Annotated in this window: 20 protein-coding genes; 4 read left to right on the top strand and 16 right to left on the bottom strand. The window is 41.3% G+C overall.

Annotated features, from left to right (window positions below; translation table 11 throughout):
• Positions 1-13: 13 nt before the first annotated feature.
• The 8 genes from yqfC to rpsU all read right to left on the bottom strand — a co-directional run bounded on the left by yqfC (position 14) and on the right by rpsU (position 6,083).
• Entirely contained in the window at positions 14-298 is a 285-nt protein-coding gene (gene yqfC / locus QZ995_RS13150) for a sporulation protein YqfC (RefSeq protein WP_003338194.1), read from the bottom strand.
• Between the two features lie 318 nt (positions 299-616).
• Positions 617-859 carry a CDGSH iron-sulfur domain-containing protein gene (locus QZ995_RS13145; RefSeq protein ID WP_301807463.1) on the bottom strand — a complete coding sequence of 81 codons (243 nt, stop codon included), beginning with the start codon at positions 857-859 and terminating at the stop codon, positions 617-619.
• A 400-nt stretch (positions 860-1,259) separates the two neighbouring features.
• Positions 1,260-1,916, bottom strand: a complete 657-nt coding sequence (locus QZ995_RS13140; RefSeq protein ID WP_301807461.1) for a spermine/spermidine synthase — start codon at positions 1,914-1,916, stop codon at positions 1,260-1,262.
• Positions 1,917-2,236: 320 nt separating this feature from the next.
• Positions 2,237-2,878: a hypothetical protein gene (locus tag QZ995_RS13135; RefSeq protein ID WP_301807460.1), complete on the bottom strand. Its 642-nt coding sequence runs from the start codon at positions 2,876-2,878 to the stop codon at positions 2,237-2,239.
• Positions 2,879-2,889: 11 nt separating this feature from the next.
• Positions 2,890-3,885, bottom strand: a complete 996-nt coding sequence (gene floA, locus QZ995_RS13130; RefSeq protein ID WP_003338198.1) for a flotillin-like protein FloA — start codon at positions 3,883-3,885, stop codon at positions 2,890-2,892.
• A 6-nt stretch (positions 3,886-3,891) separates the two neighbouring features.
• Positions 3,892-5,241, bottom strand: a complete 1,350-nt coding sequence (locus QZ995_RS13125) for an NfeD family protein (protein ID WP_301807458.1) — start codon at positions 5,239-5,241, stop codon at positions 3,892-3,894.
• 203 nt (positions 5,242-5,444) lie between these two features.
• The gene (locus QZ995_RS13120; RefSeq protein WP_003338200.1) at positions 5,445-5,891 is read right to left on the bottom strand and encodes a GatB/YqeY domain-containing protein; all 447 of its coding nucleotides are present in this window, start codon (positions 5,889-5,891) and stop codon (positions 5,445-5,447) included.
• 18 nt (positions 5,892-5,909) lie between these two features.
• On the bottom strand, positions 5,910-6,083 hold the full coding sequence (rpsU, locus tag QZ995_RS13115) for a 30S ribosomal protein S21 (protein WP_003338202.1): 174 nt from the start codon (positions 6,081-6,083) through the stop codon (positions 5,910-5,912).
• A 380-nt stretch (positions 6,084-6,463) separates the two neighbouring features.
• Between rpsU and QZ995_RS13110 the strand changes: the two genes are divergently transcribed.
• A complete protein-coding gene (locus tag QZ995_RS13110; RefSeq protein WP_301807454.1) occupies positions 6,464-7,840 on the top strand; it encodes a UDP-N-acetylmuramoyl-tripeptide--D-alanyl-D-alanine ligase in 1,377 nt (458 codons plus the stop codon).
• A gap of 690 nt (positions 7,841-8,530) precedes the next feature.
• Positions 8,531-9,313, top strand: a complete 783-nt coding sequence (locus QZ995_RS13105) for a hypothetical protein (protein WP_301807453.1) — start codon at positions 8,531-8,533, stop codon at positions 9,311-9,313.
• Positions 9,314-9,402: 89 nt separating this feature from the next.
• Here the strand turns inward: QZ995_RS13105 and QZ995_RS13100 are convergent, their stop codons facing one another.
• Positions 9,403-10,551: a D-alanine--D-alanine ligase gene (locus tag QZ995_RS13100; RefSeq protein ID WP_301807452.1), complete on the bottom strand. Its 1,149-nt coding sequence runs from the start codon at positions 10,549-10,551 to the stop codon at positions 9,403-9,405.
• Between the two features lie 646 nt (positions 10,552-11,197).
• Here QZ995_RS13100 and QZ995_RS13095 point away from each other — a divergent pair.
• Positions 11,198-11,800, top strand: a complete 603-nt coding sequence (locus QZ995_RS13095; RefSeq protein WP_301807451.1) for a dienelactone hydrolase family protein — start codon at positions 11,198-11,200, stop codon at positions 11,798-11,800.
• A 211-nt stretch (positions 11,801-12,011) separates the two neighbouring features.
• On the opposite strand, the gene QZ995_RS13090 is transcribed toward QZ995_RS13095, so the two are convergent.
• Positions 12,012-13,370: a class I SAM-dependent rRNA methyltransferase gene (locus QZ995_RS13090; RefSeq protein WP_301807450.1), complete on the bottom strand. Its 1,359-nt coding sequence runs from the start codon at positions 13,368-13,370 to the stop codon at positions 12,012-12,014.
• Between the two features lie 85 nt (positions 13,371-13,455).
• Here QZ995_RS13090 and QZ995_RS13085 point away from each other — a divergent pair, with 85 nt between their 5' ends.
• Positions 13,456-14,388 carry a Na/Pi cotransporter family protein gene (locus QZ995_RS13085; RefSeq protein WP_301807532.1) on the top strand — a complete coding sequence of 311 codons (933 nt, stop codon included), beginning with the start codon at positions 13,456-13,458 and terminating at the stop codon, positions 14,386-14,388.
• A 100-nt stretch (positions 14,389-14,488) separates the two neighbouring features.
• Here QZ995_RS13085 and QZ995_RS13080 read toward each other — a convergent pair whose 3' ends face one another.
• From QZ995_RS13080 to QZ995_RS13055, 6 genes are all read right to left on the bottom strand, one after another.
• A complete protein-coding gene (locus tag QZ995_RS13080) occupies positions 14,489-14,962 on the bottom strand; it encodes a GNAT family N-acetyltransferase (protein ID WP_301807449.1) in 474 nt (157 codons plus the stop codon).
• A 122-nt stretch (positions 14,963-15,084) separates the two neighbouring features.
• Positions 15,085-15,756, bottom strand: coding sequence for an LrgB family protein (locus QZ995_RS13075; protein ID WP_301807448.1), 672 nt, complete (start codon positions 15,754-15,756; stop codon positions 15,085-15,087).
• Between the two features lie 5 nt (positions 15,757-15,761).
• Entirely contained in the window at positions 15,762-16,142 is a 381-nt protein-coding gene (locus QZ995_RS13070) for a CidA/LrgA family protein (RefSeq protein ID WP_301807447.1), read from the bottom strand.
• A gap of 274 nt (positions 16,143-16,416) precedes the next feature.
• Positions 16,417-16,848: an NUDIX hydrolase gene (locus QZ995_RS13065; protein ID WP_301807446.1), complete on the bottom strand. Its 432-nt coding sequence runs from the start codon at positions 16,846-16,848 to the stop codon at positions 16,417-16,419.
• Positions 16,845-18,206: a tRNA (N(6)-L-threonylcarbamoyladenosine(37)-C(2))-methylthiotransferase MtaB gene (gene mtaB, locus QZ995_RS13060; RefSeq protein ID WP_301807445.1), complete on the bottom strand. Its 1,362-nt coding sequence runs from the start codon at positions 18,204-18,206 to the stop codon at positions 16,845-16,847. The genes QZ995_RS13065 and mtaB overlap by 4 nt, the downstream gene beginning before the upstream one ends.
• 29 nt (positions 18,207-18,235) lie before the next feature.
• Complete coding sequence (locus QZ995_RS13055; protein ID WP_301807444.1) at positions 18,236-18,967, bottom strand: 16S rRNA (uracil(1498)-N(3))-methyltransferase; 732 nt, start codon at positions 18,965-18,967, stop codon at positions 18,236-18,238.
• Between the last annotated feature and the right edge of the window lie 2 nt (positions 18,968-18,969).

Below are 18,969 nucleotides of genomic sequence, written 5' to 3'. Positions count from 1 at the left end.
CCCCTCAAACTCGTCACGTATTTTGAATGAACGTTATCTTGCCGATTCTCCCCTCCAACAACACTTCTTCCTTCAAAATAGCACGAATCACCAGCTGTTCCCCTATGACAAGCAATTGTCCGTTTGTAAGTAATAAACGAAGCTCGTTCTCACTAAATTGCAGGACACCTCGGTGGTTTTCTATATACATTTGCAAATGACCAATCATTGTAATTCTCGGGACTTCAAGTACCACGTCCTGAGGTAAATCCAACACGCCCACAGCCATTCGGCGCAGTCGGCGGCTCCATTTCTTCATATGTAAGCCCCCTTTTTCCTTGCATATGCATTAGACATGCTTAAGCGGAGTCTGTTTAATGGGATAGCCGTGTGCTTGCAAAACAAAATCCGTTCTTTTATACCTATGCAGAGGGTAGGGCTTATCATGCCGGGAATTTGAAAAAGGGAAGGGGGATTTTCATACGTTAAAAAACGGCAAAAATCCTCTTGATGGCCTACGGTTACAGATAGCGGTTTAAAGGGCATGCTCTAAACGAATTTACATGGCTAAAAAATCCTCCTTATTCTCAATAAAAAAACCCGCATGTCTTCGTACAACATACGGGTCTTGCATCATTTACTTCTCATCTTTTCCATGTGCCCCATCACAATAAGGTAATTTTTCCGACTTTCCACAGCCGCAGATCCTTACCGTCTTGGCTTCGCTAAATTTAACAATATACGGGGTTTTTCCTGTTCCTTGTCCATTATGAGAGCCATCACAGTAGGGTGCATCTTCTGTGAGGCCGCACATACAGTAAAATCTAACGCCTGGTTCTTCCTTCACAACAATCGGACCTTTCTTATCATAGAGGGCCATAATGTTTTCTCTCCTTTGTTCACTTAGCCTATCTATTGGTAGGTAGAATTATTTCTAGTATAGCACGTCCTCAGTTATTGCGTTTTAGATGCAGACCAATCCTTTATAAGGAAAAATCCAAGCGTAGAATAGCCCCCATTGTCATAAATAACAAAACATAGTCAGGCCTTGTATTCACTGATTTTTAGTCATTACACTCAAGCAGGTAAAACAAATAGATCCATTGAAGATGACTCTGATACATCATTAACTATGTTTTATGTTTTAATAAAGTCGCACGATTAGATACGATGCTAAGGGTTATCCCCAAGCATTTCACATTCTATTACTGTAAGGTTGAAAGCCTCGAGGGATATATAATTAACTATTTTGTTATCACTATCTTATGTAATCCTCTAAATCATTTCGGTAATTTTGCGATATAGACAATATCTGGCTCACCTCGCTCTACCTCTACTTTATACTCCTCTACTTCATGAAAATACTCAGATAATCGCAGAGCAAAAGCATCAGAAGAATTAGCGCTCCAAAATGCAATAACACCCCCTGGGTTCAGCAAACCAAGTAAGGTGTTAAGTCCTGATTCCTTATAAAGTGAATTGTTCGCTTCTGTCACAGTCCAATCCGGCCCATTGTCAATATCAAGACAGATAACATCAAACTTTTCGTTAGCTTCCTGAATCCATTGGAGAAGATCAGCTTTAACAACACGGGTTCGAGAGTCAGTGAGTGGATGATTAGAATATTCGCCAAAATATCGGTTATTCCATTCAATGATCTTTTCCTCTATTTCTAAAACAACCACCTCTTCTACTCTGTTATTTTTTAAAGCTTCCGAAAGGGAAAATCCCACACCTAATCCGCCAATCATTACTTTTCGGGGATGATGAACGCTGTTAAGCGATGCCTTAACCAACAGACGTTCGGATTCTCCATTATAAGTTGCCATTAAAAAAGTACCATTGCTAATAATCTCATAATTGTTATTTCGATACTGAAGTTGAATGTCACCGCGTGGTGTGGAGCATCGTTCTAAGATTGTAATGTCTGATTGCAAGATCGTATCCTCCTTATTGAAAAGATAGACTCCCTCAATCCTTCTATGGATCGTAGCTTTGAAGCACTTGAAGAGCATACAAGCGTTAGCTATTTCGCAAGTAGGTTGTGCAATTCGCTGGACACTTGCATCTTCTATTCAATAGTAACAAAAATCCGACATAGGAATCTTGCCCTTATCTTTTTATGCGGGAAGTCTACATACGAGCATATCTTTTTATGCATGAGCTGAGATATACTTGATAGCTCTGAAACAACAAAAGAACCTCAAAGCAACAATCATGCCCGAGGTTCTTTTATTAGAGAAGCAATGATTAACTGTTACCGGTACTTTCCCATTCTATAGCCACCAAAGGCTGATGTAGGATGAGGATCTTTACTGCGAGGCTTTCCTAAAATAATCGCCCATCTCATACCATCTAATGCTGTTCCAGCTAATTTAACCGAATGTCTTTTAGAGGTAGCTCCCGTTTGCTCCTGTGATGTATGAATGGTTGATCCATGCAATTCAACGTTCAATAGCTTACTGTTTTTATGCTCGATAGGTGCTAGTACCATTTGAGCTGCATTGGGTTCATATTGCTCTTCTAGCATTGATCGACCTTCTTCGAGCTCCTTCTCCAGTTCAGTTCTTCCATCCCGCGTTGAGCCGTTTACTGAATGTACGGAGGTTGCAGACTGCCCCTCCATATAAGTCCCCTGCCATTCTGTTGGCATTGCAGGTGAACTGGACGAGTCAGTATTGTATGGCACTGGATTTTGCGTTTGAGACGTTGAAGGAAATTCAAACACGCCTGGTTTTGCTTCCTGTCTTGGGTTCCGCTTTACTACCTGACGTTGATAGGGTGGTAGCATTCCTCCTGGTTCCCTATTCGTAGGTTGCATCGGATACGCCTTGGGTGTCTTGTTATGATTAAATTTACCCGTTAATAAACCAAAGATCAGCTCGATGAGAGTTTCCATTGCCTCATCACCTATTTCTTATCTATGTCGTTTTTCTTCGTACCTTCAGGGTCACCAAACGATTCTCGCATAGCGGTATCAGCCATGATGTTCTGCATGTTGTAATAATCCATAACCCCTAGCTTACCTGAACGCAATGCCTCAGCCAAAGCAAGTGGTACTTCCGCTTCGGATTCCACTACTTTCGCTTTCATCTCTTCAACGCGCGCTTTCATCTCTTGCTCCGTTGCTACAGCCATAGCACGACGTTCTTCTGCTTTTGCCTGCGCGATACGTTTGTCAGCTTCTGCTTGGTCTGTTTGTAATTGGGCGCCAATATTTTTACCTACATCTACGTCCGCAATATCGATCGACAGAATTTCAAAGGCTGTACCTGCATCTAGACCTTTGTTTAATACGGTTTGTGAAATAAGATCTGGGTTTTCTAATACATCTTTGTGTTTGTTGGACGAACCAATAGTAGTGACAATCCCTTCGCCAACGCGAGCGATAATTGTCTCTTCACCAGCACCACCAACTAAACGATCAATATTCGCACGCACTGTTACTTTCGCCTTCGCGCGCACCTCAATCCCATCCATCGCTACTGCGGCAATTATTGGGGTCTCAATCACTTTCGGATTTACGCTCATTTGTACTGCTTCCAACACATCACGACCAGCTAGATCAATCGCCGCTGCTCGTTCGAAGCCTAGCGGAATATCTGCACGTTGAGCTGCTACCAAAGCATCTACGACTCTATCAACATTACCCCCCGCTAGAAAGTGACTCTCTAATTGATTCGTATTAAGGTCAAGTCCAGCCTTACGTGCCTTAATTAACGGATTGACGATACGGGCCGGTGTTACACGACGCAAGCGCATTGCTACCAATGTCAGAATACTCACGTTCACACCTGAAGCTAAAGCAGAAATCCATAGCATTACCGGTACAAATGAAAAGAAAACAGACAATACAATAATGACAACCGCAATCATAAACACGAAAGATATCATGCTTGTGTCCATTTAAACCTACCCCTTACTTTCATTTTTCCAATCTTGCACGACAATCCGTGCTCCTTCTACTTGAACCACTTTAATTTCGCTGCCTGCCGTAATGTATCCACCTGCACTTACAGCATCAATACGTTGCTCACCAATCAAGATTACTCCAGCAGGGCGCAAATTGGTTAATGCTACACCAGTTTTACCAAGTAGATCATTTTGATTTTTAGGAGCGACATATCCTGTATCCTTATGCTGCTCCTCTTTTAGAACAAATTTACTCCAGGTTCCTCTTAATCCGAAATATTTAGCCAGTATAAACGCTACAATAAGCGTAATAATCGCCGCAATTCCCAGAGAGGTAAGGCCTTGTTTTGTATCGTAAGCAGCTAATACTAGACCTGTAGACATGCTTGCAAATCCAAGAAAGCCTACAATGCCACCCGGTAAAAAGATTTCTAGAATCATTAAAATGACCCCAATAATAAATAGGCCAATATCCAGCCAATTGGCAAAGCCTGCCACAAAATGCCCGAAGAAATAGAGTGTAAAGGACAAAATACCAATAATGCCCGCGACTCCAACCCCCGGAGCAAACAACTCAATAATGACTCCAAGCATTCCAATTAACAAGAGACAGCTTAGAACAACCGGATTGGTTACAAACCTTGCGACCTTCTCGGTAGGAGTAGGAGAAATGTGCACAATCTCACTCTCATTTACCCCTACATATTGAAACAATTCTGCTTTGCTACGAACAATTTTATCTGCATAGCCTAGCTTCCGTGCTTCTTCAGCACCAAGGGATAAAACTTCCCCCTTCTTTTTTAACCCAGCAAAATCCTGATCAATATAGACCATTGCTTTTGCTACGGAAGCATCTCTGCCGTTTAACTTGGCTGCTTCCTCCATCATTTGAGCCCATCCAGAAGTAATTTTTACCGGAGCCGCATTACCTTGTACATCAATGGGTGCAGCAGCACCGATACTGCTTCCCGGTTCCATTACAATCTCGTTTGCATTTAAAGCAATGTAAGTTCCTGCTGAAAAAGCCTGATTGTTAATATATGCAACGACTTTCATAGGCGCACTCCTAATCAATGCACCAATATTACCAGCCGAAACCACATCTCCACCTGGAGTATTAATGTCAAGAATAACGACATCAGCACGTTGTTCATTGGCTTGTTGAAAAACACGCCGCAAAAAGCTTTCAAGACCGCGTTCAATGTCTTGCTCAACAGGCACATAAAAAACTCGTTTATCTGCTGCTTCTACAGGCTGAGACCAAGCTGTCCAAGCCAACATCCCTCCAGCAAACATCATAAGAGCAAGCATACAGGTAAACATGAGAGTAAAGGCTAGATGCTGTCTCAAGGTGTGAATTCCTCCTTTCCTATCATGTTTTGTAACATCTTATGTAGGTATACGAGTAGATAGGAAGGAAGTTTCATTAAGTTGTATAAATTGCTTATAAGCAAAGAAAAGCCCTGTCAACGAGGGAATTCTCTTTTTGACAAGGCTGCTTATTTTGCTGTACCGCAAAAAATCCAGCCTGCGTGAGACTGGATTTCATTTGCTTATGAAGGTAATTCTTCAGAGACGATTTGTTGGACAAGGTTGCCGTCAGCTTTGCCTTTTACTTTAGGCATGATGGCTCCCATGACTTTGCCCATCTCTTTCTTGGAAGTAGCGCCAACAGCAGCTACAGCCTCGCGAACGATTTGACGAATCTCATCCTCGCTTAATTGAGCAGGCATATAAGCCAATATAATATCCAACTCGTCACGTGTCTTTGTCGCTAAATCCTCGCGACCGGCTTTCTCAAACTCATGGAGGGAGTCACGGCGTTGCTTTAACTCACGGGTCAAGATAGTCAGCACTTCATCGTCGGACAGATCTCGACCCAACTTAATCTCTTCGTTTTTAATGGTGGCTTTGACCATGCGAATAACGGAGAGCTTTAAGACCGATTTGTCCTTCATAGCTTGCTTCATATCGTGATTGAGTTGCTCCATTACACTCATGATGAGCCCTCCCGTTAATTAGAACTTACGTTTACGAGCCGCTTCGGATTTTTTCTTGCGAGCAATGCTAGGCTTTTCAAAGTGGCGACGCTTACGAAGCTCAGCCAACACTCCAGCTTTAGCATTTTCACGCTTAAAACGACGAAGCGCGCTCTCCAAAGATTCATTTTTTCTAACGCGTACTTCTGCCATCTATTTTCCCTCCCTCCGCTTGAAACCGTGGGACAACTGTTCATTATTCTACAGACTGTCAGACTACATTATAAATCAGGAAAGGGCGGTAGGTCAACCTTTTTCCAACCCTCAACCCAAAAACTTGCTTGAGTATCTTTTACAAAGATTCTTCAAGCAAGGCGTATTATTATCATACCTTATAGAAACAGCTATCGCAATAGAAGCATACTCCTATTTCCATTTTATCCACTTTTCATGCTCTTGCTATTGCGGCAATTCCTCCACCGTGTTAGCATGACGTGGGATGCCTTATATATAGGCTATTTTTTATCCATATCGGTTAGACCCATCGTTATCTGCGGACACAGCAGAAATGATGACAAGGAGAGAATAAAACTATGCTACCCACTACTTTAAATACCATTACTAAAATGGCTCAAGGGTTACTCGTTCAAGGGAATCCCGAAGCCAATGTAACCAGCGCTCACTTTGACAGCCGTCATTTACAACCCGACAGTTTATTTGTACCACTGGTCGAAACACGCGACGGACATGATTTTATCAAGCAGGCACAGGAAGCTGGAGCGATCGCCGCACTCGTATCCCACTTGTCAAAAGTTCCGGCTGCTCTTCCTAAAGATTTCGGTCTGATTCTTGTCAATGACACTTTGACAGCATTCCAAAAAATAGCAAGTGCATATCGAAATCAGTTTACGATTCCATTCATTGCAATTACAGGCAGTACAGGAAAGACAACTACGAAAGATATGATTTCCCACCTTTTAGCTAGTACTCGTCCTATTTGTAGTACGTATAAAAACTTTAACAATCATATTGGTCTTCCCTTCTCCATCCTACATGTAGACAATAGTCATGAAGCCGCAGTTCTAGAGCTCGGGATGAGTCATGCCGGAGAGATTGATTTATTAGCTTCTATTACAAGACCGACCTATAGCGTGATTACAAGTATAGGCGAAGCGCATATGGAATATTTTGGGTCGCTCGAAAAAATCGCTCTAGCAAAAGCCGAACTATTGCCGCATACTGCACCAGCAGGACGTGTTTATTTAAATGGAGATAACGAATACCTCCAGAAAGTGAAACACTTATCTGATAGCCCGATTTGCTATTATTCCGTGAAAGGTCCTGCTGATCTATGGGCATCGGATTTACTTACAGATGATAAAGGTACGCACTTCACTGTACACTTTGAAGATCAGCAAACTCTGCGTGTCTTTATGCCGCTATTTGGGACCTATAATGTATCCAATGCCTTACCAGCTATCGGAATTGCCCGCGAACAAGGAATGAGTTTTGAGGAGATTCAACAAGCAATGGCTACCCTTAGCATTTCAGGTATGCGGTTTGAAATTCATACATCTCAAAATGGTATGATTATCGTCAACGATGCCTACAATGCCAATCCCTTATCCATGAAAGCATCTATTGAAAACTTTGCAGACCTTTTTCAAGACCGAACCAAAGTACTAATAGTAGCTGATCTATTGGAATTAGGCTCAGATAGCCAAGCATTGCACGCTGAAGTAGGAGAATACGTATCAAAGTGGAATGACCGCTTTACTTGTATGGTAACTATCGGAGAGGATTCACGATTTATTGGAGAGCACTATAAGGGAGAAAGCCATCATTTTAGCTCTAAAGAAGAAGCGATCGTCTACCTCCGTTCTTTATTAAAACCACATTCTGCCGTTTTACTAAAAGCTTCCCGAGGCATGAAGCTAGAAACACTGCTACCTTCCTTATTGGAGATGTAAGCTTTTTAAGTCTTAATTTATCCTACGTGTTGTTCGAGTTAGTTGAGCAAAGCATTTCTTTTGGCACCTTATTTATTGCCGGAAGAGGTGCTTTTTATTTTTAATCCTTGGATAGCTAATCATTATCTGAAACTTCCCTCCTAAACAAACGTTATACTTAGTGAGGAAAAAAATCTCAACCCTCAGTATAGATGATCGGAGGTAAATAATTTGTTTGATATTATTATATTTATCATGCTACTCTTAATCATTGTCCCCCTCTTGCTAAAACTCAGACACTCCCATTCACGATCTACAGATCATCATTCGTTTTCAACTAGCTCTTCCACATATTTGCCTCACAATGATACTCAATCAGGTTGCGGGGATGTATCATCTAGTTGGGACAGCTGTAGTGACTCCGGAAGTAGTGATTCTGGAGGTTGCGGATCAGATTAAATCAAGGAGATTGTAATAAATCTGTGAATCACACCTGCTAGGATAAAATCCCTCAAACATAAGAGTGATCGATAAAGCCTTCTTGTGTTAAAGAAGGCTTTTTTTATATCCTTTTAAAAAGACGGTAATTGGAATAAAGTTTATCAACCGAAACATCTAAAAAATAGGAAAATCACGCTTTTTACTCGTTTTTTTTTTTGCAGGCACCCCTTAACATATTGTATGTTAGAATCAAACTTAGGGGGGATGAGCATGGAATTTCATATATCAGTAATGGAGGCTTTACAAGGAATTAATGCTAAACTGGACAGTATGAACCATGATATTAAGGCTACCCAGATAGAAACTAAGGAGATAAAAAAAGAGGTCAGTGGGATTAATTCAAAAGTGAGTAGTATCGAAACAGAATTAAACATTGTAAAACAAGATTCAAGCTTTATTAAAAAAGATATAGACTGGTTAAAATCCAAATCATATAGTATCAAAAAAGAAATAGTTGCGATTAAAACCGAATCAAGTGGCATCAAAAAAGATTTAGATTCAATTAAATCTGAATCAAGTGGTATTAAAAAAGATTTAGACGCGATCAAATCTGAATCATATGGTATAAAAAAAGAATTAGACGCAATTAAATCTGAATCATATGGTATCAAAAAAGACATAGATGTGATCAAATCTGAATCAAATGGCATTAAAAAAGATTTAGATACGATCAAATCTGAATCAAGTGGTATCAAAAAAGATTTAGATACGATCAAATCTGAATCAAGTGGTATCAAAAAAGATTTAGATACGATCAAATCTGAATCAAGTGGTATCAAAAAAGATTTAGATACGATCAAATCTGAATCATATGGCATCAAAAATAATTTGAGTATTATTAAGAACGAACTTCATAATGTAAAAGCTGTCCAAACTGATCATACACATCTGCTGCAGCGTATTGAAGAAAACCAAACACAAGATATCCTGGCTATCCTAAAAACGATGAACAAAAAAATAGATGGCAAAAAATTTGGACATTATGCTACTTAGGGTAAAATTCAATTAGAGTAAAATTGCAGGCATCGCTATTATTACTTATAGGACGTAAAAAAGCCTTCCCAAACGAGAAGGCTCCCACTCTATTCTAGCTCTTCAGCTGCTACAATATTTCTTTGTTTTTCTTCATAACGCTCTAACCCTAGCTGGACAAGTCGATCGATTAGTTCAGCATACGGAATGCCTGCTTCTGCAAATAACATTGGATACATGCTAAATGGAGTAAAGCCTGGCATCGTATTAACCTCATTAATTACTACACGGTCATTTTCCTCATCATAGAAGAAATCAACACGTGATAAACCGGAGCCATCCAATGCCTGAAATGCTGTTTTTGCCATCTCAGCAATACGATCGGCTACTTGCTGTGGTAGATCAGCTGGGATTTTGAGATCAGTGCCTCCACCTTTATATTTCGCTTCATAATCGTAAAATTCTTTCGCTGCAATAACTTCGCCAATAACGGAGGTGCATAATTCTTCATTTCCTAATACACCAATTTCTACTTCACGGGCTTTTATGAATTCTTCAACAATAATACGACGATCAAATTTGCAAGCAAGTTCCAAAGCCCCACGCAAATCGTCTCGGTCTTTAGCTTTAGTAATTCCAACGCTAGACCCCATGTTGGCTGGCTTTACAAAACAAGGATAGCCTAGCTTTTGTTCAATCTGGTTCATAACACTATCTACATCACGCTCGATTTGAGAACGCAAGAAGCCCATGTATTGAACTTGATCAAGACCTGCTTGGGCGAAAACATTTTTCATCATCAATTTATCCATGCCCACTGCAGATGCCATAACTCCTGTGCCTACATAAGGAATACCTGCTAATTCTAATAAACCCTGTACGGTACCATCCTCACCATTTGGTCCATGAATCACTGGAAAAATAACATCTACTTCCTGATGAATGGACATCACATTAGCTGGCTTGCCTACTAGTGATTGGTTACCCACGTGAGTTATTTGCCCTTGCTTCTCTTGATCATTGTCATTATTACCAGAAGATACTCCCCCATCTAAGCGTAACACATTTACACTTTCAAGGGCTTGATCTGCGATAGGTCCTCCTTTTAACCAGGTCCCATCCATTTGTACATAGATTGGTTGTACTTCATATTTATTTTTATCTACTGCCTTCATAATAGAAAGGGCCGTTAAGAGCGATACCTCATGCTCAGATGTCTTTCCTCCGTAAATAATGCCCAATCGGATTTTGTTTCCCATGTATATGCCCCTTTCCCTTCTGTTCGACACGGCTGATTCGCTTAATTCTTATTCATATGCTCACAGCCTAAAAAGTGCTTTTGCCGCATATTTTCCTTTCTCAGCATACAAAATGTTACTGTGGCTGACAAGGGTGAATGAGGTTAATTCTAAGAAGACTCACAAATCTTTACTAGCTAAGATAGTTACTAACCTTGGTACTACTCATCTATAAATCTTGTACTCACCAGTAAAATGAGAGTTGAATTGGGTACGTCACCATCATGTTACCTGTATGAATTAAGATGAATTATAGTAGCCTGGTTCTAACGTATTATTGTGCGTTAACAGAAAAAGTAAAGATACAGCTCTGAGTACTTATAGCTGAGTCTGCTACAATTCTTCCAGGGCAAAAAGGAATAGTAAATGGGATAGTCAACAAAATGTATTTAAATCAGATGCCTGCACAGGTCATCATCGAATTTGTGCCATTTTGCTCCCTTTCAATAAAAATACAACGTTCTAGACAATCACGTGTAGCAAAGAACCAGTAAATACCATGACAAATTATACATCAAAAACCTATAGATAAATCTTGTTGTCAGAATAATATTACGTTTGATATGATGAACAAAATTATTTGGATGAGAAAGAAGGCTATGTCCTTATGTATTACTTGCGTAGCGGCGAAAAAAGATTACTTGTAATTTTACCTGAGATATATGGGCTTAATCAGCACATGCTTGATGTTTGCCGACAGTATGCCAATCAATCGTGGGATGTGGTCTGCTTCTCCTGGTACAAAGAAACACCTTTTTTTCTACAAAAGGAAAAAGAGCAAGCTTACCAATGTTTTATGTCTATTGGCTTTGAGCAAGCCTCCAGGCAAGTAGCTGAAGTACTACAAAATCAGCGTCCTTTATATCAACAAATTGTTGTGATGGGCTTCAGCGTTGGCGCTACAGTCGCTTGGTTACTAGCAGGGTACACAGGCTTATGCGATCGTATCGTTGGTTACTACGGTTCCCGTATCCGTCAATATACGAACATCACTCCCAGAGTCCCTATTCTTCTCCTTTACGGACAGTCTGAGCCTGCATTTGATCTCTCTGCTTTATTGCAAACACTGGCCAGAACCCCAGAGGTTATCTTAAAGCAGTATCCAGCCCTTCACGGCTTTAGCAATCCATATTCCAGTCACTATCAGGAGGTTGCTGCAACGTTAGCAGGTGAAGACGTTGAACAATTCTTGGATAGTCCAACAAGGTAAAATAGAAAGGGTTTCAAGTACTTGTTACGAAGCCTCAATGAAACATCCTGAAGAGACAAGAGAAAAGCAAAAATGACTATTAATCACCTTTAGACTCCCTTTAATTCCCAACTTCCAGAGGCGAGTGTAAGTAAAAAAGCACCCTTTTCACTTCATTTAATTAGTGAGAGGATGCTTCGTGTTTTCTTTACAAAAGCCTGAGTTGCTTCTCTTATTTACGGTCTCTTACTTCAAAAATCGCAAATTTTAAATAGTGACCTTCATCCGCTCCACTAATTTGTGGATGGTCTTTGCCGGCTCCACGCCATTCTATTAAACGTAAAATCTTTTTCGCATCATATGCTGCTTGCTGAATGGTTTCCAGAAATAAATCTGGTGACATATGATACGAGCATGATGCTGTTACTAAGTATCCCCCTGGGCGTACTAGTTTCATGCCATGCAGATTAATATCCTTGTAACCACGGCAAGCACCTTTTACCGCACCACGAGATTTTGCGAAGGCAGGAGGATCTAGGATGACAACGTCCCAATTCTTACCCGCTTCCACATTTTCGCGCAGATAATCAAAGGCATTTGCCACCACAAAATCAACTCGGTGTAAATATCCATTAAGCCCTACATTCCGCTTTGCTGTTTGGATAGCATGCTCCGAGATGTCGAGTGCTGTTACCTTCTTTGCACCGTGCTTGCAAGCATTTAGAGTAAAGGAGCCCGTATGTGTAAAGCACTCCAATACTTCTGCTCCATCCCAGAATGGATTTTTCACCACTTTACCCCGTCGATCTACTGGGCGTTGGATTGGCTGACCGGCTTCATCCAGTTTTGGTAACACGTCGCGTTTTTTACCTTTTTTGTCGAAGATTGGCTCATCATCTTCACCTATTGGTAAAACCTTGATACCATGTTTTTCTCCCCAACCGGTCATTAACGGAGCAACAGCTGCTCGGTTTTCACGCTGATCGTAGAAAAAACCTGTTTTCTGCCCTTCCACAATATCCACGACATATTTCAAACCGTTTTCCTCGATCTCAATCTCAGCCGGGCATTCTCCATACAAAACACCTTTTCCTTGTTCCAAGCCTTCCAGTTCTCGCACAGGCACATCGTTGCGCAAATAAATGCCGGCTGGCTCAAATACTTCTATCAAAGCCATTTTAATCATATCAAGACGGATATCCATTCCCAGTGATAGGACTTGCATAACCAGAACATCGTTATAACGGTCAACAATAAGACCCGGTAAAAAATCTGCCTCTCCATATATGACACGACAAGCTCTAGGATTGTCTACAAAGCGTTCACGTGTTTCTTTTGCCTCGCGGAACCGGCGGACAAAAAAGTCATAATCAATCTCTTCTTTTGGATTATAGCTCATTACACGCACAATCATCTGGGAATCAGGGTTAATATAGCCTTTTGCTAAAAAATGTCCTTGATGATTACAAATTTCTACGATATCCCCAGCTTGAAAATCTCCCTGAATCTCCAATACTTCGGATTGAAACACCCAAGGATGGCCTGCTTCCAAACGCTTTTTACGATTTCGTTGCAATAATACTTTCGTCACTTCTCTATATCCTCCTAGTCATGCTTGTCTCTGTACAAGCATAGCGTATTTATAAGGTACCTTCATGGGGGGAATTGAATTGTCCATGTTATATTACATCTTGTTGCCGTTTTTCATGGGTCTCAGTTTCTTTTTGCTTGGACTGTACGCTATGCGAATTGGCTTCAATCAATTAGCAGGACAGCGAATGGAACTGATTATAACACGTTTTACCCGTTCAACAACACATAGTTTTTTTTCTGGTCTTTTTTCTACCTTTGTTTTGCAAAGCTCCACGGCTGTTACGGTCTTAACAATCGGGCTGACGCAAGCAGGCATTATTGGCTTCACACAGACTATTGGAATAATTTTAGGTACCAATGTAGGTTCTACTATTACAACAGAATTAATTGCTCTACATCTCGAGGATTTTGCCGTTCCTATGCTATTGATCGGAGTGGCTATGTGGTTGCAGCCCAAGCGTAGATCAAAAGCAATAGGACTAATTATTGGGGGATTTGGCCTTATATTCCTAGGGATTGATACGATGCAAGTCATTGCCAAGCCTTTAGAAAACTCACAAACGTTCCGAACCTTATTTCTTGAAAGCAAGCACTCCCTTTGGATTGGTCTTTTGACTGGGACGGTCTTTTCAGCCCTGGTTCACAGCAGCGCTGCTACAACAGCCATTACCATGACATTAATATCCTACGGAGTCTTTTCCATGGACACAGCTATTTCCATCGTATTAGGTGGTAACATAGGTACCTGTATTACCGCCATCATTGCTAGCATCGGTACAAACACCGCTTCTAAGCAAGTTGCTTGGTGCCACACACTATTTAATGTAGTCGGGGGACTTGTTTTCCTGCCGTTTGTTTCGATGCTAGCTTATTTAGCAGGATTATTGACAACCAATCCTTCTATGCAAATTGCCCATGCTCAAACAATTTTTAACTTATTATGCTCCGTGATTGCTCTCCCCTTCGCTTCTAGCATAGCCAAAGGAATTCAGTGGTTAATCCCAGAACACAAATAAGCGTTGTCTTCCCACCCTTTTTGCCAGTAAAATCAAAATAAAAAGGTAAGTACGAACGGATTTTCCCGCATAATTACTTACCTTTTTTTCAGATATTTGATTAGGTTAGCCGCTTCACGAATAAAACACGATGCCCATTTTTTCCATCATAATCAGCAAAAACAGGGATGCCATCTACTTTTGTATCCCCTTGTTCAATTTCAAATTCCATTTTCAGGTGATAGGCTATGGAAGCCTTGTTGACTGGCGACGTTACGCAACGCACAACATGGCGATTACTTTCTAACACCTTTTGAAAAAATTGCTCATACAAGCGTTTCCCCAGTTGATTTCTCCGATACTCAGGATGTATACCTACAAAGTGAATATAAGCTTCATCTGCATGAGTTTGAGACAAAAAACCGATTAAGAAGCCTATCAATTCGCCATTCTTTTCAGCAATGAAACTGGTATGAGTAAAATGCTCAAAAAATAATTTAGGTAGCATGTCCGCCATCTGTCTACCACCCCACCACTCATTAATAAGGGGCGATACGATTGCATAATCTGAAGGATTAACGTGACGAATAACCATTAGACACCTCGCAAGAAGAAGATTTATTGCTATGTAAAAATACTCATAGGTAGTTCTAATGCCATTATAAGCAAAGCTTCTTCTGGACAATAGGTGTCAAAAATAAATAAACTGCACGATAGTTAAGAAAGCAGCATCTGAATCGGGATAAAATAAATAGATGTAATAATTCCCGCTAAGATCATTGCCAAGCTAGACGCCGCAGCTTTTCGTTGACTCTGATTCATCATACCTGCTGTACCGACTGCATGAGCGCTTGTTCCTACTGCTAATCCAATGGCCCAATCATCTGAGATACGTCCCACACGTATTACAAGCCGATATAGCAAGCTTCCGACAATACCTGTTACCGCTGTAAATAAAGCTGCTAATGCAGGTATTCCTCCGATTGTATTGGTTAATTCAACCGAGATAGGAGTCGTGACTGATTTAGAAATCATGCTACGAATCAGGGTTTGATCTCCTCCCATTATCCAAATCATGAACCATGATGAAGAAATCGCAACAATGCATCCGCTAGCGACGCCAGCTAAAATAGCTTTCCACAGCTCTAATACCTGTTTAAATTGTTTTGCCAATGGGATGGCTAACGCTACTGTTGCCGGCCCTAAAAAGAAAGAAATGTACGAGCCTCCTCTATCATAGAGTTTCCAGTCGCTATTAATGAGCCACCACACTAACCACACTAAAATTGACGCTGCTATCATCGGCTGCACAAACGGATATTTTTTTGATGCCATTTTAGCTACCATGTAACCAGCTAGTGTTAGGAGAATCGCGATAACCTCCCACATATTCCTCAGTCCCCCTGTTCACTTTGCTGTAGAAGTACATCCTCTTTTCGTTTTTCCCAGTCACGCCATTTTTGGACCACAATTCCGGTTACCATCATGACAGCTACAGGACCTGCCACTAATGCCACAAGGATGGCAAGCGGTTTTTGCTCCAAATAATGAAAATAAGGTGTAACTCCAACGATAATAGGGACAAAAAACAAGAGCATGTTTTTAAGTAAAAAATCTGCTGCCCCTTCCACTAATCGCAATGGTACCAACTTTGTTACCAAACTCGTTGTCAAAAGTATAAGCCCAATGAGACTGCCTGGAAGAGGAATATACAGGTAATTATGAAAGATAACACCTATACCGTAAAAGGCAAACAGGATGATCCATCCGTACATTCCTACCACTCCCTTTTCTATTTGTCGCTCTTTATCATAACGCTGTTGAGCTACGGAACAAACCCTTTTTTAACACTATACGTAATTGTTCAATTTTGTAAGGGGTTTCTTAGATGTTTTACTCTGGTGTTTAACTTTCCTTTACTGTTCCCCCTAATGACAAGGTCCACAATCGCCTATATCTTCCTGTCCACATAACCATACAAGGTTCATCCCGCCACTAAATCGACTGGACAACAAAAGCCCAACCATTTCTGGTCGAGCTCTCATTGTTCTATATAACCTGTATTCCCAAGGTATGCAAAGCTTTTCGTAACACACTGCGGTTGTTCTCATAACCGGCTTGTTCGTGTAGTTCCCAAGCAGCCTCTGGCTTAAGCCATTGCACTGCATCGATTTCTTCTACCTGAACCGTTACTTGATCCGTCAACGCTTTGACTAAATAATAGTGTACTTCTTTTTCAATCAAAATTTGCTGAGTCGGATGCTGATAGGTGTAGTGAACGACCTCTAGCAATGGGCCTAGTTCCCCTTTTATGCCCGTTTCCTCTTCAATTTCTCGAATAGCGGTCTGCATCAAGGTCTCGCCTGGCTCTTGCTTACCTTTCGCTACCGTTACCTTGCCAAAACGATCCTTGATCATCAATAAGCTAATCTCTCCATCTCGTTTTCGGTAGACGACACCGCCTGCAGAGATTTCCTTCATACTGCTTTTCCTTTGCTGTCCATTTCGATAGGCAGAGATTCTATTACTCGAACGAACGTTCCTTCGCAATATTCAGCATCAACCTCATCGAGACGAACCTTACAAATTTTTCCGATCATATCCTCTGTACCCTCAAACACCACGTTCAAGTAATTATCGGAATAGCCCATTAGCTTACCGCTCGTTGGATCTTCCTTATACGGACGCTCTGGAATGATCTCTAAAACATCACCGATAAACGGTTGTGCATATTCCACAGATAGCTGTTGATTTAATTCAATAAGCTTCGCTACACGTTCCTTCTTCACTTCTTCATCCACCTGATCTTCCATGCGTGCAGCAGGGGTTCCTGTGCGCATAGAATACGGGAAGACATGCAGCTCTGCAAAGCCTAGTTCTTTAATAAAGTTATAGCCCGTTACAAATTGCTCCTCGGTCTCACCCGGGAAACCAACAATTACGTCCGTTGTGATAGCAACCCCAGGTAATGCCTTACGAACTTTACGGATGCGTTCCATAAATTCTGCCGTCGTATACTTGCGGCGCATGCGTTTTAATACAGCATCATCGCCTGCTTGCAGTGGTACGTGCAGGTGGCGGCAAATCTTCTCGGAGCGGTCAATTACTGCCACAACCTCATCCGTAATTTGACTCGCTTCAATAGAACTAATGCGAATACGTTTTAAGCCTTCCACCTTTTCCAATTCGACTAGTAATTTAGCCAGATTGTAATCCTCTAAATCCTCTCCATATCCACCTGTGTGAATACCGGTCAGAACGATCTCGAGGTACCCTTCTGCTACTAGCTTTTTGGCTTGTTCAATCACGCTTTCAGGCTTACGGGAACGCATGAGACCACGTGCCCAGGGAATAATACAGAAGGTACAGAAATTGTTACAGCCTTCTTGAATTTTAAGAGAAGCACGTGTGCGATCGGAAAAATTCGGTACGTCAAGCTCTTCAAATTCACGTGTTTTCATGATATTTCCTACCGCGTTAATCGGTGTGCGTTCTCCGCGAATCTGTGCAACATACTCCAATAAACGATCGCGGCCTTGTGTACCTACCACGATGTCAACACCTGGAATTTCAGCAATCTCTTTTGGTGAGGTTTGGGCATAGCACCCTGTAACAGCAACAATCGCCTCAGGGTTACGACGGATCGCACGTCGAATTACTTGACGGCTTTTTTTGTCACCAGTATTGGTAACTGTGCAGGTATTAATAATGTATACATCAGCTACATCTTGCTCAAAGTCTACCCGTTCATAGCCATTTTGCTTGAACAGGTTCCAAATCGCTTCTGTTTCATAACTGTTTACTTTACAGCCCAATGTATGGAAAGCAACCTTATTCATTGCTCTCTCCTTTCACTGTTACGTATGACTTATTCAAATTGATAGGAAACGGCAGCTAGCAAATACTGACTAGCTGTTTCCGTGCGTAAAATACGGGGACCAAGCGAAACAGAATGGATACCATTTTCTTCTGCATACTGAATTTCACTTTCAGAAAATCCACCTTCTGGCCCAATCATGACGAAAAGCGAGTCGCCAACAGACAAGTTTGACAGCACCTCGCCCAATCGTTTGGTATCTTCTTTTTCATAAGCAATAACAGCAGTTGTATAGCTTTTCGCATGTTCAACCACCTGCTTAAAGGAAAGCGGAGTTAACACCTCAGGTAAATAGGCCCGATGTGATTGCTCAGCAGCTTCTTTTACAATTTTTGACCAACGCTCCAGCTTTTTTGCTTCTTTCTTTGCATCTAACTTAACGATGGTACGCTCTGATTGAAACGGTACAAAGGAAGTCGCTCCAAGCTCCGTTCCCTTTTGTAAAATCCACTCTAGTTTATCTCCTTTTGGCAACCCCTGACCAATCGTTACTGATACGGGTAATTCTGTTTGTTTCGTGATATGCTCCACGATCTCAGCGCGCACTTCTTTGGGCTCCAAGGCAGAAAGACGGGCTTTAACCACCCGTCCTCTCCCATCGCTAACCAAAATATGATCGCCAATCTCTGAGCGCATAACCTTCACGATGTGGTGAACGTCGTCCCCGGTAATAACCACATGATTGTCAAAAAATTGTTGGCTATCTATAAAATAACGTTGCATCT

It is taken from the genome of Brevibacillus laterosporus, assembly GCF_030489605.1.
GTDB lineage: Bacteria > Bacillota > Bacilli > Brevibacillales > Brevibacillaceae > Brevibacillus_B > Brevibacillus_B laterosporus_E.
The sequence above is the reverse complement of the archived record's forward strand: the minus strand, read 5'-3'. Positions and strand labels throughout refer to the sequence as shown.

Bases quoted from the DNA above. Each gene is read 5' to 3' on its own strand.
- yqfC (WP_003338194.1), bottom strand. From the start codon at position 298: ATGAAGAAATGGAGCCGCCGACTGCGCCGAATGGCTGTGGGCGTGTTG.
- QZ995_RS13145 (WP_301807463.1), bottom strand. From the start codon at position 859: ATGGCCCTCTATGATAAGAAAGGTCCGATTGTTGTGAAGGAAGAACCA.
- QZ995_RS13135 (WP_301807460.1), bottom strand. From the start codon at position 2,878: ATGGAAACTCTCATCGAGCTGATCTTTGGTTTATTAACGGGTAAATTT.
- floA (WP_003338198.1), bottom strand. From the start codon at position 3,885: ATGGACACAAGCATGATATCTTTCGTGTTTATGATTGCGGTTGTCATT.
- QZ995_RS13120 (WP_003338200.1), bottom strand. From the start codon at position 5,891: ATGAGTGTAATGGAGCAACTCAATCACGATATGAAGCAAGCTATGAAG.
- rpsU (WP_003338202.1), bottom strand. From the start codon at position 6,083: ATGGCAGAAGTACGCGTTAGAAAAAATGAATCTTTGGAGAGCGCGCTT.
- QZ995_RS13110 (WP_301807454.1), top strand. From the start codon at position 6,464: ATGCTACCCACTACTTTAAATACCATTACTAAAATGGCTCAAGGGTTA.
- QZ995_RS13105 (WP_301807453.1), top strand. From the start codon at position 8,531: ATGGAATTTCATATATCAGTAATGGAGGCTTTACAAGGAATTAATGCT.
- QZ995_RS13100 (WP_301807452.1), bottom strand. From the start codon at position 10,551: ATGGGAAACAAAATCCGATTGGGCATTATTTACGGAGGAAAGACATCT.
- QZ995_RS13095 (WP_301807451.1), top strand. From the start codon at position 11,198: ATGTATTACTTGCGTAGCGGCGAAAAAAGATTACTTGTAATTTTACCT.
- QZ995_RS13085 (WP_301807532.1), top strand. From the start codon at position 13,456: ATGTTATATTACATCTTGTTGCCGTTTTTCATGGGTCTCAGTTTCTTT.
- QZ995_RS13080 (WP_301807449.1), bottom strand. From the start codon at position 14,962: ATGGTTATTCGTCACGTTAATCCTTCAGATTATGCAATCGTATCGCCC.
- QZ995_RS13075 (WP_301807448.1), bottom strand. From the start codon at position 15,756: ATGTGGGAGGTTATCGCGATTCTCCTAACACTAGCTGGTTACATGGTA.
- QZ995_RS13070 (WP_301807447.1), bottom strand. From the start codon at position 16,142: ATGTACGGATGGATCATCCTGTTTGCCTTTTACGGTATAGGTGTTATC.
- QZ995_RS13065 (WP_301807446.1), bottom strand. From the start codon at position 16,848: ATGAAGGAAATCTCTGCAGGCGGTGTCGTCTACCGAAAACGAGATGGA.
- mtaB (WP_301807445.1), bottom strand. From the start codon at position 18,206: ATGAATAAGGTTGCTTTCCATACATTGGGCTGTAAAGTAAACAGTTAT.
- QZ995_RS13055 (WP_301807444.1), bottom strand. From the start codon at position 18,967: ATGCAACGTTATTTTATAGATAGCCAACAATTTTTTGACAATCATGTG.